Annotated in this window: 11 protein-coding genes and 1 riboswitch; of the genes, 3 read left to right on the top strand and 8 right to left on the bottom strand. The window is 64.3% G+C overall.

What is annotated here, in order from left to right:
* Positions 1-18 precede the first annotated feature (18 nt).
* A complete protein-coding gene (locus ALVIN_RS01635) occupies positions 19-1875 on the bottom strand; it encodes a V-type ATP synthase subunit I (RefSeq protein ID WP_012969565.1) in 1857 nt (618 codons plus the stop codon).
* A 302-nt stretch (positions 1876-2177) separates the two neighbouring features.
* Here ALVIN_RS01635 and ALVIN_RS01630 point away from each other — a divergent pair, with 302 nt between their 5' ends.
* Positions 2178-4214 carry a sodium-translocating pyrophosphatase gene (locus tag ALVIN_RS01630; protein ID WP_012969564.1) on the top strand — a complete coding sequence of 679 codons (2037 nt, stop codon included), beginning with the start codon at positions 2178-2180 and terminating at the stop codon, positions 4212-4214.
* A 33-nt stretch (positions 4215-4247) separates the two neighbouring features.
* Here the strand turns inward: ALVIN_RS01630 and ALVIN_RS01625 are convergent, their stop codons facing one another.
* The 7 genes from ALVIN_RS01625 to metK all read right to left on the bottom strand — a co-directional run bounded on the left by ALVIN_RS01625 (position 4248) and on the right by metK (position 11205).
* Complete coding sequence (locus ALVIN_RS01625; protein ID WP_012969563.1) at positions 4248-4679, bottom strand: type II toxin-antitoxin system VapC family toxin; 432 nt, start codon at positions 4677-4679, stop codon at positions 4248-4250.
* Positions 4676-4924 carry a FitA-like ribbon-helix-helix domain-containing protein gene (locus ALVIN_RS01620; RefSeq protein WP_043795821.1) on the bottom strand — a complete coding sequence of 83 codons (249 nt, stop codon included), beginning with the start codon at positions 4922-4924 and terminating at the stop codon, positions 4676-4678. The genes ALVIN_RS01625 and ALVIN_RS01620 overlap by 4 nt, the downstream gene beginning before the upstream one ends.
* Before the next feature lie 93 nt (positions 4925-5017).
* Positions 5018-6334, bottom strand: a complete 1317-nt coding sequence (locus ALVIN_RS01615) for an MFS transporter (RefSeq protein WP_012969561.1) — start codon at positions 6332-6334, stop codon at positions 5018-5020.
* 208 nt (positions 6335-6542) lie between these two features.
* Positions 6543-7400, bottom strand: coding sequence for a methylenetetrahydrofolate reductase [NAD(P)H] (gene metF / locus ALVIN_RS01610; protein ID WP_012969560.1), 858 nt, complete (start codon positions 7398-7400; stop codon positions 6543-6545).
* 80 nt (positions 7401-7480) lie between these two features.
* Positions 7481-8887, bottom strand: a complete 1407-nt coding sequence (ahcY, locus tag ALVIN_RS01605) for an adenosylhomocysteinase (protein WP_012969559.1) — start codon at positions 8885-8887, stop codon at positions 7481-7483.
* Positions 8888-8908: 21 nt separating this feature from the next.
* Positions 8909-9001, bottom strand: a riboswitch (S-adenosyl-L-homocysteine riboswitch).
* A 70-nt stretch (positions 9002-9071) separates the two neighbouring features.
* Positions 9072-9824, bottom strand: coding sequence for a class I SAM-dependent methyltransferase (locus ALVIN_RS01600; protein WP_012969558.1), 753 nt, complete (start codon positions 9822-9824; stop codon positions 9072-9074).
* A gap of 190 nt (positions 9825-10014) precedes the next feature.
* The gene (metK, locus tag ALVIN_RS01595; RefSeq protein WP_012969557.1) at positions 10015-11205 is read right to left on the bottom strand and encodes a methionine adenosyltransferase; all 1191 of its coding nucleotides are present in this window, start codon (positions 11203-11205) and stop codon (positions 10015-10017) included.
* A 212-nt stretch (positions 11206-11417) separates the two neighbouring features.
* On the opposite strand from metK, the gene ALVIN_RS01590 reads away from it, so the two are divergent.
* Positions 11418-11975: a thioredoxin family protein gene (locus ALVIN_RS01590; protein WP_012969556.1), complete on the top strand. Its 558-nt coding sequence runs from the start codon at positions 11418-11420 to the stop codon at positions 11973-11975.
* 279 nt (positions 11976-12254) lie between these two features.
* Positions 12255-14258 (top strand): transketolase, encoded by a 2004-nt coding sequence (gene tkt / locus ALVIN_RS01585; RefSeq protein ID WP_012969555.1) that lies wholly within the window; start codon positions 12255-12257, stop codon positions 14256-14258.
* The last annotated feature ends 40 nt before the right edge of the window (positions 14259-14298 follow it).

Raw genomic sequence — 14298 nt, 5'->3', positions numbered from 1 at the left:
TCCCGACGACTGCCGGCTTCATCCGTGTCCAGGCGGCGGGCGCACGGTCTCGGCCGAGGTGACGGGCCTCGGCACCGGCCGGAACAGCCGGCCCTTGGCCTGCAGGAAATGTCCGAAGAACTCGAACAGAACCAGGCGCGTGGTCTGTACGAAGACCACCAGCCCCTCGATGACGATCTCGAAAAAGTTGCCGAGCACGATGATCAGCAGCCATCCGACAGGCTGCTCCACGCCATCGGCCAGGGTCATGATGGTGTGCGAAAAGGCGGCGTGCGCCAGGGCGAAAGCGCCGACACGCGCAAACGAGATCGTGTTCAACATCAGCTCGAAGAGGCTGAACAGCAACCGCCCGCCGGCACTAGCCAGAACCCAGAGTCCCCGACCGCGCCCCTTCCACAGACTCCCGACGACATAATGCACGAGCGCCAGACCGGCGACCGGCAGCGCCCGTGTGTCGAACAGGGCCGCCAGCAGGGACAGATAGAGCACCAGCACCGCCGCCTCGACGGCCAGCCAGTGACCGAGCGTTCCCGACCACTTGGCCTCGACTCCGGAGAAGATCAGCCCGAGCAACAGAAGTCCGACGCCGAAGACCATCGGGACGATCAGAATGAGCAGCGGATCGTCGAACGGCCTGACCCAGAGCGCGGGCAGCCACTCCGAAAAACCGAACACCTCACCGAACAGCAGTCCGAAGACCATGGCGGCCAGCCCGCACGGCAGCAGGAAGCGGATGTCGGGCCAGCGCCGCCAGAAGAGCACGGCGAAGCCGGTCAGCAGCAGCCCATGACCGACGTCGGGGAACATGTAACCGAAGAGCAAGGGAACGATCAGCGCCAGCAGGCCGCTGGGATCGATCTCCTGACGGCCGGGCGTGCCCCAGAGCAGCAGGAGCGGTCGAAAAGGCTGCGCCCAACCGCTCTGCAATGTGGTGACTGGAGGCGCGGTCATGGGTGGCGGGTCCGGATAACGCACCACGGCTTCGATGCCTGACTCCCAGAGTTCGCGCTGGAGCCTTTCGGGATCATCGGCCGTGGTCCAGCCGGTCACATGACACAGTTCCAGACCGTCCAGATAGCGCGAAGCCGTATCCAGATACCAGGCCAGGGTTTCCAGGTTGGCGCGCGCCTCGGCGATCTCGGGGTCGTGGCGCAGTGCGCGCAGCTCGGCCTCCAGTCGCGTGATCTCGCGCTCCAGCTCGGAGGCATGGTCGCGGATCTGCCGCACCCGCTGCGCCGGATCGCCGCTCAGCCAGGAGGGGACGCCAACCTGTTCACAGCCCTGCTCCACGACCAGATGACTGATGACGGCGCGCTGATCCCGCAGCCCCAGCATGAACAGGAAGTCATGGCGCGGGCCGCGCACGATCAGGGCGGTCTGGCCGGCGACCTCATCACCCTCCGGGCAGGACGCCTTGGGACAGACGAAGAGGCATTTGCACAAAAAGCGCGTCTCCGAGAACAGCTCCCGGAGTTCGATACCGTCCCGACGCATGGCCCACAGGGCTTCGCCGAGCAGGTGCAGTTCCTTGCGTTCCGCCTGCTGCTCGGCCAGTTGCTCTTTGAGGAAGTCGACGCGGGCACTCCAGAGGCGCATGCGGTGCAGCGCCTGATTGGCGAGATGGACCGGATTGCCGAGCAGTGCGGTCGGTCGATGCCGCCCGCCCGGCAGATCGTCGCGATGGCTGTCGATGAGCGTGCGGGCGCGTTGAACGAAGTAGTGCAACCGATGGGTATCCATCGGTTCGGAGAGGCGTGGGTCCGTTTCGAGCTCGACCACACCACTCTGGGCGATGATTTCGATCCCGCGCACCGTCTGTTCATGGGGCAGATAGGTCTCGAACCATCGGGCCTGGACTGGACGAAAACGCAACATCGACTCGACCCTCCTTACGTAGCCGCTCAGTGCCGGATGTTCGACAATCCGGCCGATCAGGTGCAACGAGCTCAGCGTCGGATCAGCAGGGCCGGCTCGATCAAGGGTTCCGATGGCGATACCGACCGAACGCATTCTGCCACGGCGTCGAACACGGCTCACCCATTCGAGCGGCCTCTGTGTTAAAGTTCCGTGCCGTTTTTGGCGGCAGATCGGTTCGTCCGCAGCCGTATTTCAGACGTTGCGATTGTCGCCACTGCTCGGCTCATTCCAACGCTAACCCGTAAAACGGGGGGATACGTATGTCGACAGATTTCGTTCTTTGGCTCGCCATCGGCTCTGGGGGCCTGGCCATCGTCTTCGGCCTCGCGGTCGTGGCCTGGATCACCGCCCAGTCGGCCGGCTCCGAACGGATGCAGGAGATCGCCGCCGCCATCCAGGCCGGCGCCCGAGCCTATCTCAATCGGCAGTACACCACCATCGGCATGGTGGGCGCAGGACTCTTCGTCGTTCTCTGGCTGTTCCTCGGCATGGCCACGGCGGGCGGTTTCGCCGTCGGCGCCATCCTCTCGGGTCTGGCGGGCTATATCGGCATGAACGTGTCGGTGCGCGCCAATGTCCGCACCGCGCAGGCCGCGACCGTGAGTCTCGAATCGGCCCTGGCCGTTGCCTTCCGCGGCGGCGCCGTGACCGGCATGCTGGTGGTCGGCCTGGGGCTACTGGGCGTGGCCGGTTACTTCCTGTATCTGGGCGCCGATGAAACGGCGCTCCATGCCCTCATCGGTCTGGCCTTCGGCGGCTCGCTGATCTCCATCTTCGCCCGACTCGGCGGCGGTATCTTCACCAAGGGCGCGGATGTGGGCGCCGATCTGGTCGGCAAGGTCGAGGCCGGCATCCCCGAGGACGATCCGCGCAACCCGGCGGTCATCGCCGACAACGTGGGCGACAACGTCGGCGATTGCGCCGGCATGGCCGCCGACCTGTTCGAGACCTACGCCGTCACCATCATCGCCACCATGGTTCTGGGCGGACTCATGTTCAAGGGCGCCGACGGCGGCGTGAACATGGACTATGTCCTCTACCCGCTCGCCCTGGGCGCGGTCTCCATCATCGCCTCCATCGTCGGCGCCTTCTTCGTCAAGGTCAACGAGGGCGGCAAGATCATGAATGCCCTCTATCGCGGCACCGCGGTCGCCGGCGGTCTGGCGTTCGTCTTCTTCGCCATCGTCACCGGATTGATGATGGGCGAGCACTTCTTCTCGCTGCTGTTCTGCGCGCTCATCGGTCTGGGCCTGACGGCGGCGCTGATGTTCATCACCGAATACTACACGGCGACTGAGTATCATCCGGTTCAGTATGTCGCCGAAGCCTCGCAGACCGGACATGCGACCAACGTCATCGCCGGTCTGGCCGTCTCGATGAAATCCACCGCCCTACCGGTGCTCGCCGTCTGTATCGCGATCTGGGCGTCCTATCTGACCGCCGATCTCTACGGCATCGCCATCGCCGCGACCGCCATGCTGTCGATGGCCGGCATGATCGTCGCCCTCGACGCTTATGGCCCGATCACCGACAACGCCGGCGGTATCGCCGAGATGTCGGGGCTGCCCGAGGACGTGCGCAAGACCACCGACGCGCTGGACGCCGTCGGCAACACCACCAAGGCCGTGACCAAGGGTTACGCGATCGGCTCGGCGGGTCTGGCGGCGCTGGTGCTGTTCGCCGACTACACCCACAACCTGGAAGTCGCCGGCAAGATGCAGGTCTTCAGCCTGTCCGATCCGGCCGTCATCATCGGTCTGTTCATCGGCGGTCTGGTGCCCTATCTGTTCGGCGCCATGGCGATGGAGGCCGTCGGCCGCGCCGCCGGCTCGGTGGTCATCGAGGTGCGCCGTCAGTTCCGCGAGATCAAGGGCATCATGGAAGGCACGGCCAAGCCAGACTACTCGCGCGCCGTCGATCTGCTGACCAAGGCCGCCATCAAGGAGATGGTCGTCCCCTCGCTGCTGCCGATCCTGGTTCCGGTCGCGGTGGCCATCGGCATGAACATTCTGATGGGCGACGGCGCCGGCATCCGCGCGCTCGGCGGCATGCTGATCGGCACCATCGTCACGGGTCTGTTCGTGGCGATCTCGATGTGCACCGGCGGCGGCGCCTGGGACAATGCCAAGAAGTATGTCGAGGAAGGCAACTTCGGCGGCAAGGGGTCCGAGACCCACAAGGCGGCGGTCACGGGCGACACCGTCGGCGATCCCTACAAGGACACCGCCGGCCCGGCCATCAACCCGCTGATCAAGATCATCAACATCGTGGCGCTACTCTTGGTGCCGTTGCTCTGATCGCGATCCGGCCCGTTTGAAGCAAGGCGCGGCTCAGACCGCGCCTTGTTCGTTCCAGGGATTGACGACTGGAGTTCGGAGATCCTCGAAGTGGCGCGTGTTGCGCGTCGCGAGGGTGGCATTGCGGGCTTCGCAGATTCCGGCGATCTGAGTGTCCCGCATATCCACGGGACGCCCTGTTCGACACCGTTCACCGGCCAACCGTGCGGCCTGATTGGCCGCCGCTGTGTCGAATACCAACACACGCCCTTCCAGATCTTCGTCGAGCAAGGCCGTGAAAGCCTCCTCCAAGGCGCGCCGTCGTTTGCCGTGCGCCAGTCGATGCAGACCGTAGCGAATCTCGAACACATTGATCGCGGTCGTCCAGACGGACTCGGCCGGCTGCTGATCGAGCCAGTCCACGACGCCGGCCTCCGGCTGCGATTGCATCAAGGCGGACAGTACGTTGGTATCGAGGACGATCATTCGCCGAACGTCGCCGCCCGCGCCTCGGAACCCTGGAGTTCGGGCAGATCCGTGTCGAGTCCCTGGTCTCTGAAGCGAGCAGCGATCCGTGAACCCAACCGACTGGGCGGGGCCTGTTCTTGACGAACCGCATTGCGGAGGATTTCGCGGATCTCTTCTTCCATGCTGTTTCCGTGACGTGCGGCGCGGCGCTTGAGTCCCTGTTTGACGACGTCTTCCAACTCTCTGACGATGACTTGTGCCATGACAACTTCACCCATGAGCGGTGTTTCGTAATAGATAGCATGATAGCACGCCAATCCTTGGGGCATGCTACGCGCCTATTCGAACGCCAGGATTCAGACCTTCTCCAGCGCCGCTGCCGGCTTGGCCGGTCCACTCAGCCGCACGGCCACGCAGAGCACCAGCAGCAGCACATTGACGGCTCCCACCAGCACGAAGGGCGCATAGGGCGCGACCCCATCGAACAGCCGCCCGCCGATCGCCGTGATGATCAGAATGCCGATCGCACCGGCGACGTTGAACGCGCCCATCACCGAGCCGCGCTTGTTCCGCGGCGCCTCCTGCCCCACGAGCGACTGCGAGGCCAGATAGACGCTGATCTGGCCGATGCCGAGCAGCACGCAGAACAGCCAGGCCGAACCGGGCGTCGGATCGGCCATCCAGATCACCGCCAGATTGCCGACCGCCGCCAGCGCCATCGACAGCGCCAGCCCCGTCACCCGGTCCATCCGGTCCATGAACGGCCCCATGATCGGCGCCCACACCAGGGCCGCGACCTGCGCCAGTACGAAGATGAGGGTGCCGTTCTTAACCGCCTCGCCCGAGTCCATGCCCGCCGCCAGCCCGGCCGTCGTGCCCCACAGGATCAGGAAGGTGGCGTTGACCGACTGATCGCCGCGCGCGATGAAGGCGGCCAGATAGGCGAGCAGGATGCGCGGATTGCGCGCCTGAGCAAAACCGCTGACGAACAGATCGCGCGCCGACAGGCGCTCCTCGTGATGTGTCGGCGTGCCCTTCTGGAGTCCCAGCCAGACGAGGACGGCAACCACGACGGCGATGCCGGCCACGATGTAATGGGTGACATAGCCCGCCTGGATACCGTCCATCCCATCGGCGGTCAGCGTCTTCGGCAGCCCGCCGAAGAACTGGTTGATGACGACGATCCCCAGCCCGCTGAGCACCCCCACGGTGGCCACCAGCTTGCCGCGCGAGCGCTCGGCCGGATAGTCGGCCATCACGGTCGAGAGCGCCGTAGCGACTGTTACCACACCCAGCGCATAGACGATACGGTAGAGATAGAGCTCGTCGACCGAGCCGGCCATCGGATAGAGCACATAGGTCACGGCCAGCAGCAGAAAACCGATGGCGAAGATCAGACGCCGGCCGACACGGTCGACCAGGATGCCGGCCGGGATGAACAGCGCCAGGGTGATGATCTCGGTCCAGAACACCAGATCGCCGCTGATGGTGCCCTGCACGTCGGTCGAGATGCCGAGATGGGCATTGAGGATATAGGTCTGCCCGACGGCGATGAAGGTCATCAGGCCGATGGAGAAGAAGGCGCTGAACAGCAGGGTCGCGGCCTGCAGGCGCGTGACGCTGGGCGCGAGATGGATCGGGCCGAGTCGGTAGAGTCGATCGAGGTCGGACATGGCTTGGGTCTCAGGCCGGGCGGCCGGGGGGTTGATGGATACAATGGCGCATTATTCCATCCGCCGCGCGGCACGTCTCGACCGAAGCGACCCGTCATGCAGAAAAGAAAAAGCCGCCCCAAATCAGTGAGCGGCCTTGAACAAGGAGGAGTGGATGATTTCCGTGGCTGAGATTAGCAACCCGGAACCATGAATGATTTGAAAATTCTCAATCCGACAGGCCCAATTCAGACCACAGACGCGTCACCGGCCCGGATTGATTCATGGTGTAGAAGTGCAACCCAGGCGCGCCGCCCTCGATCAGCCGACGACAGAGGCCGAGCACCACCTCGTGCCCGAAGGCGCGGATACTCTCGACATCGTCGCCATAGCCTTCGAGTCGCCGCCGGATCCAGCGCGGGATCTCGGCCCCGCAGGCATCCGAGAAGCGCGCGAGCTGGGTGTAGTTGGTGATGGGCATGATGCCGGGAACGATGGGGATGGTGATCCCGGCGCGCTCACAGCTCTCCACGAAGCCGAAATAGGCCTCGGCATTGTAGAAATACTGGGTGATGGCGGCCTCGGCCCCCGCCTCCACCTTGCGCTTGAAGTTCTCCAGATCGCGCGCCGGGCTGCCCGACTGCGGGTGATACTCGGGATAGGCCGCGACCTCGATCACAAAGGCGTCACCGAACTCGGCGCGCACGAAGCTCACCAGCTCGTTGGCATAGCGGAAGTCGCCGCTGTTGCCCGCGCCCATGCCGGACGGCAGATCGCCGCGCAGCGCCACCAGACGATTGATGCCCTGCTCGTGATAGTGCGCCAGGATCTCGCGCACCTGATCGCGCGTCGAGCCGATGCAGGCCAGATGCGGTGCCGTATCGATGCCCTGCGCACGCAGCCAGGCGACAGTCTCGAACGTCCCCTCGCGGGTCGAGCCGCCGGCCCCATAGGTCACGGAGAAATAGGCCGGACCCAGGGCATTGATCCTGGGGATTTCTTGCTTGAGCTTGTCCATTCCCTCGGCGGTCTTGGGGGGGAACAGCTCGACACTGTAGACCCGCGTCGGGGTCGTGGAAGTCGTCATAAAGCAGGCTCCAACATGACAACGCCGGTCGCGCACCGAAGCACGCGACCGGCGATACAAGTCAACAGGCGATCAGCCCATCAGTAGCGATAGTGATCGGGCTTGTACGGTCCTTCGACCGCCACGCCGATATAGTCGGCCTGGGTCTTGGACAGCTCCGTCAGCCTGGCGCCGATCTTTTCCAGATGCAGCCGCGCCACGTCCTCGTCGAGATGCTTGGGCAGCACATAGACGCCGATCGGATACTGCTCGGTCTTTGTGAACAGCTCGATCTGCGCCAGCACCTGGTTGGCGAAGCTGTTGGACATGACGAAGCTCGGATGCCCGGTCGCACAGCCCAGATTCACCAGACGGCCCTGAGCCAGCAGGATGATGCGCTTGCCGTCGGGGAAGATGACGTGATCGACCTGCGGCTTGATCTCCTCCCACTGATACTTGGTGATACCGGCGACATCGATCTCGTTGTCGAAGTGACCGATGTTGCAGACGATGGCCTGATTCTTCATCGCCGCCATGTGGTCATGGGTGATGACGTTGAGGTTGCCGGTGGCGGTGACGAAGATGTCGGCGACCGGGGCCGCGTCTTCCATGGTCACGACGCGATAGCCTTCCATCGCCGCCTGGAGTGCGCAGATCGGGTCGATCTCGGACACCCACACGGTCGCGCCCAATCCACGCAGCGACTGGCAGCAGCCCTTGCCGACGTCGCCATAGCCGCAGACCATGGCGATCTTGCCGGCGATCATGACATCGGTGGCGCGTTTGATGCCGTCGACCAGCGATTCACGGCAGCCGTAGAGGTTGTCGAACTTGGACTTGGTGACGGAATCGTTGACGTTGATGCCGGGGAACAGCAGCGAACCGTTCTTGGCCATCTCGTAGAGACGGTGCACGCCGGTGGTGGTCTCCTCGGTCACGCCCTTGATGCCGGCGGCCATCTTGTGCCAGTGCTCGCGGTCGCGCTCGAAGGTGCGGCCCAGCACGCCGAGGATCGCGGTCCATTCCTCGTTGTCGTCGGCCTTGGGCGCGGGCACGGCACCGGCCTTCTCGAACTCGACGCCCTTGTGGACCAGCAGGGTCGCATCGCCGCCGTCGTCGAGGATCATGTTCGGCCCCTTGCCGTCGGGCCAGTTGATGACCTGCTCGGTGCACCACCAGTATTCCTCCAGGGTCTCGCCCTTCCAGGCATAGACCGGGATGCCGCGCGCGGCGATGGCGGCGGCGGCATGATCCTGGGTCGAGAAGATGTTGCACGAGCACCAGCGCACCTCGGCGCCGAGATCGACCAGGGTCTCGATCAGCACGGCGGTCTGGATGGTCATGTGCAGACTGCCGGTGATGCGCGCGCCGGCCAGCGGCTTGTCGGCGGCGTACTTGCGGCGGATGGCCATCAGACCGGGCATTTCGGTCTCGGCGATGGCGATCTCCTTGCGGCCGAAACCGGCCAGATTGATGTCGGCAACCTTGTAGTCGGTGAACTCACTCATGTGAATCAAACCTCGATAGAACGTGAGTGAGCGCCGTTGGAACAGTGAAATCCCGCCACCGAGCCTGGCCGGAATCCAGCGTCGTGGATTCGGGTTGCAACGCTCCTCGGTGGGGGGTGAATCTGGGTCAACGCTTGGGCATGGCGCCGGCTTCCGGGTTTGGGTTTCGTCTTATCCGGCTGTGCTAAGCGAGTTTTCTCGCGATATACACGCCATAGCTGTAGTGCGCGCTGTACTGCTCATAGAGTTCGATCTCGCGCTGTTCGGCCGCCACGATCGCGCGGGCCTCGGCGCTGTCGTCGTGACGGGCGAGAAAGTCGCGGAAGCGCTCCTGCATCGGGCGGTAATAATTGTCGAGCCAGCACGTCGGCGGCAGCACGAAATAGCCAATGGGGGCATAGCCGCTCTGTTCAAGCTGGCCGATCTTCACCGAAGCCAGATCGATGTCCGGATATTCGGACATCCAGTGCGCCTGGAGTTCCGGCGGACGCTCGGCCGTGGTCCAGGTGATCTCCGAGACCACCAGCAGGCCGCCCGGTTTCAGATAACGCTTCCAGTCGGCGATACCGCGCGCAAAGCCGATATTATAGATCGCGCCCTCGGACCAGAGTACATCGTATTCTTCGTCCGCAAACGGCAGGCTGTCCATGGAGCCGGCCAGTGGCGTGATCCGCTCCGACAGTCCGGCGCGTTCGGCCCGCTGCGCGAGCACGTCGAGAAAGTCCGGCAGGAAGTCGACGGCTGTGATCTGGGCGTTCAGTCGGCGGGCCAGCACCAGTGCGGCGGCGCCCGTACCGCAGCCGATGTCGGCGATCTTCAGCGGTGTCGTCGGGGCCAGCCCGGCCAGGGCGATAGCCTTCTCGGTCGCGGCATCGCTGCCCGGTCCCTGGCGCTCGGCCTGTTTGTGCAGATCGATCAGCAGACGATATTCGCTCATGATGTGTTGCTCGGGCTTTGGGTTCAGATGTCCGTAGGCGCCAGTTCCGTCCAGCCGGTGGCCATGCGATAGATCATCGGCAGACCACACCCGAGTTGTGGTGTAGATGAGCCGGTGCCCCACCGATTCACAACACCAGCGAGACAGGCACTCCCTCGCCCATCCCGCCGTCCATCAACTCAAGTCACGCTCAAATCCCCGCCGCCGCGCGCAGCTCGTCGGCCTTGTCGGTGCGCTCCCAGGTGAATCCAGGCTCGTTGCGTCCGAAGTGACCATAGGCCGCCGTGTCCTGATACTTGATCAGCTCGCGGTTGGTCAGATCGAGCATGCGGATGATGCCGTAGGGGCGCAGATCGAAATGGGCGCGGACCAGTTCGATGATGCGATCCTCGCTGATCTTGTTGGTGCCGAAGGTGTCGATCGAGACCGAGGTCGGCTCGGCCACGCCGATGGCATAGGACACCTGGATCTCGCACTTGTCGGCCAGCCCGGCGGCAACGATGTTCTTGGCCACATAGCGACCGGCATAGGCGGCCGAGCGGTCGACCTTGGACGGGTCTTTGCCCGAGAAGGCGCCGCCGCCGTGACGCGCCATGCCGCCATAGGTGTCGACGATGATCTTGCGCCCGGTCAGACCGCAGTCGCCCACCGGACCGCCGATGACGAACTTGCCGGTCGGGTTGATGTGGTACTTGGTGTTGGCGTCGAGCCAGCCGGTCGCGCCGAACACGGGCTTGATGATCTCTTCCATCACCGCCTCGTGCAGCACGCTCTCGCTGACATCCTCGCTGTGCTGGGTCGAGAGCACCACCGCCTCGACACCGACCGGCTTGCCGTTGCTGTAGCGCATGGTGACTTGCGACTTGGCGTCCGGACGCAGCCACGGCAGGGTGCCGTTCTTGCGCACCTCGGCCTGACGCTTGACCAGCCGATGGGCATAGTCGATCGGCGCCGGCATCAGCATGTCGGTCTCATTGGTGGCATAGCCGAACATCAGGCCCTGGTCGCCCGCGCCCTGGGCCTCCTCGCTCTCGCGGTCGACACCCTGGTTGATGTCCCTGGACTGCTCGCCGAGCGCGATCAGCACGCCGCAGTTGTTGCCGTCGAAACCGCACTCGGAGTTGTCGTAGCCGATCTCCTTGACCACGCGGCGCACGACCTTCTCGTAGTCGATCTTGAGATCCGCGTCCGTGACCGTGATCTCACCGGCCAGCATCACGAAGCCGGTCTTGACCAGGGTCTCGCAGGCCACGCGCGCCTTGGCGTGGTTGGGGTCGCGGCGATAGATCTCGTCGAGGACGGCGTCGGAAATCTGATCGGCCATCTTGTCCGGATGGCCTTCGGAAACGGATTCGGAGGTAAAGATGTAGTCCTTGCTCATATCGATCACGAGACCTGCGGTTCGAGGCGCCGGATGGCGCGTTGATGAAGCCGGGCATGATAGCGCGTCGATTTGGCTGTTGAAACCAGATACAGGGCCTGGAAACAGACGTCCACAGCCCTATTGTGCGATGCAAGATTTTGAATCGGGCGGACTTCCGGTACCATCGCCCGATCACTACAAATCGAACCGACAGGCTCCGGAGGACTTCCATGGTATCGACCGAAACTCCCCTCTGTGACTTTGGCGCCCCAGCTCCGGACTTCGCACTCCCCGGGGTCGATGGCCGGATCTGGACCCGCGACCAGTGCAAGGGTCCGCGCGGTCTGCTGGTGATGTTCATCTGTAACCACTGCCCCTACGTGAAAGCGATCCGCGATCGCCTGGTGCGCGACGCGCGCGAGCTGGCCGCACTCGGCATCGGCTGCGTGGCCATCAGCTCCAACGACGTCAACGACTACCCCGAGGACTCCTTCGACCACATGAAGCAGGTGGCCGAAGCGTTCCATTTCCCCTTCCCCTATCTCTACGACGAAAGCCAGGCGGTCGCGCGCGCCTATGGCGCCGTCTGCACCCCGGACTTCTTCGGCTACGACAGCGAGCTGGGCCTCCAGTATCGCGGCCGGCTCGACGCCAGCCGCAAGGAGGCCGCTCCGCCGGACGTGCGCCGCGACCTGTTCGAGGCGATGAAGCAGGTCGCCGAGACCGGCGCCGGTCCCATTGAGCAGATCCCGAGCATGGGCTGTTCGATCAAGTGGAAAGCACACTGAGACGCCTGCATCCGGTCGCTCGGTCTGGACGGTTGCGCACGCCCGTTCGTGCGTACCCGATAAAAATGCTGGCCATTTCGTGCGTCAATTTTTAATATTAGAAAATCACAAATCGCTGAACGTCCCCTGGCTCCTCGTGGCTACCCGCCCACGAACCCATCACCGATGCCGCGCCGCCGAGCGGATCGTCCGGCCGTCGTCACCGACACGACGCTGCCGGCGGGGTACAGGCGCACGCTTTTCGACCACCATCGCCAACTCAATTTTCAGGAGGGGCTCATGTCCTCACGCAGAGAACTTGCCAATGCCGTCCGCGCGCTCGCCATGGACGCGGTCCAGAAGGCCAACTCGGGCCATCCGGGCGCGCCCATGGGCATGGCCGACATCGCCGAGGTGTTGTGGAACGACTTCATGCGCCACAACCCGAGCAACCCGAAGTGGGCCGACCGCGACCGCTTCGTGCTGTCCAACGGCCATGGCTCGATGCTGATCTATGCCCTGCTCCACCTGACCGGCTATGACCTGGGCATCGAGGATCTCAAGCAGTTCCGTCAGCTCCATTCCAGGACTCCCGGCCATCCCGAGTACGGCTATGCGCCCGGCGTCGAGACCACCACAGGTCCGCTCGGTCAGGGCATCACCAACGCCGTCGGCATGGCGATTGCCGAGAAGGCACTGGCCGCGCAGTTCAACAAGCCGGGTCACGACATCGTCGACCACTACACCTATGTCTTCCTCGGCGACGGCTGTCTGATGGAAGGCATCTCGCACGAAGCCTGCTCGCTGGCCGGCGCCCTGGGTCTGGGCAAGCTGATCGCGATCTATGACGACAACAACATCTCGATCGACGGCGAGGTGCGCGGCCACGGCGACACGCCCGGCTGGTTCCTCGACGACACGCCCAAGCGCTTCGAAGCCTACGGCTGGCATGTGATCCCCAAGGTCGACGGCCACGACGCCGGGGCCATCAAGTCCGCGATCGAGCAGGCGCGCGCCGTCTCCGACAAGCCGACACTCATCTGCTGCCAGACCATCATCGGTTTCGGCTCGCCGAACAAGCAGGGCAAGGAAGAGTGTCACGGTGCCGCGCTGGGCGACGACGAGATCGCCCTGACCCGCGAGAATCTGGGCTGGAACCACGCCCCCTTCGTCATCCCGGACAACGTCCGTCAGGGTTGGGATGCCAAGGAGCGCGGCGCGGCGGCCGAGTCCGACTGGAACGCCAAGTTCGACGCCTACGCCAACGCCTTCCCCGCCGAGGCCGCCGAGTTCAAGCGCCGCATGGCCGGTGAGCTGCCCGCCGACTGGTCGGAGAAGGCCGACGCTTTCATCAAGTCCGTGGTCGAGAAGGGCGAGACCATCGCCTCGCGCAAGGCCTCGCAGAACGCGCTCAACGGCTTCGGCCCGCTGCTGCCCGAGCTGATGGGCGGTTCGGCCGACCTGGCCGGCTCCAACCTGACCCTGTGGAAGGGCTGCAAGGGCGTGAGCAAGGCCGACGGCGGCAATTACATCTTCTACGGCGTGCGCGAGTTCGGCATGTCGGCGATCATGAACGGCATCGCGCTGCACGGCGGATTCATCCCCTATGGTGCGACCTTCCTCATGTTCTCCGAGTACGCGCGCAACGCGCTGCGCATGGCGGCACTGATGAAGGTGCCCTCGATCTTCGTCTACACCCACGACTCCATCGGTCTGGGCGAGGACGGCCCGACCCATCAGCCGGTCGAGCAGATCCCGACCCTGCGCCTGATCCCGAACATGAGCGTCTGGCGTCCCTGTGACGCGGTGGAATCGGCCGTGTCCTGGAAGCTGGCGATCGAGCGCAAGGGCACGCCGAGCTGTCTGATCTTCTCGCGTCAGAATCTGGCTCACATGCCGCGCTCCGACGAACAACTGGCGAACATCGCACGCGGCGGTTATATCCTGCGCGATTGCGCCGGCGCCCCGGATGCCATCATCATCGCCACCGGCTCGGAGGTCGAGCTGGCCATCAAGGCCGCCGAGGCCATGAGCGACAAGGCGATCCGCGTGGTCTCCATGCCTTCGACCGACACCTTCGACCAGCAGGATGCAGCCTACAAGGAATCCGTGCTGCCCAAGGCCGTCACGGCGCGCGTCGCGGTCGAGGCGGCCGTGAGCGACGGCTGGTGGAAGTACGTCGGAAGCTCGGGCGCGGTGCTCGGCGTCGACCGCTTCGGCGAGTCCGCTCCGGCCGGTGCACTGTTCAAGGAGTTCGGCTTCACGGTCGAGAACCTGATCTCCAAGGTCCAGAGCGTCCTTTGAATCCTGAAACCGCACAGGACATACAGTGCCTGTGTGGTTC

The sequence above is a fragment of the Allochromatium vinosum DSM 180 genome, from assembly GCF_000025485.1.
In the GTDB taxonomy this organism is placed as follows: Bacteria; Pseudomonadota; Gammaproteobacteria; order Chromatiales; family Chromatiaceae; genus Thermochromatium; species Thermochromatium vinosum.
This window is presented reverse-complemented; position numbering and strand designations above follow the sequence as displayed.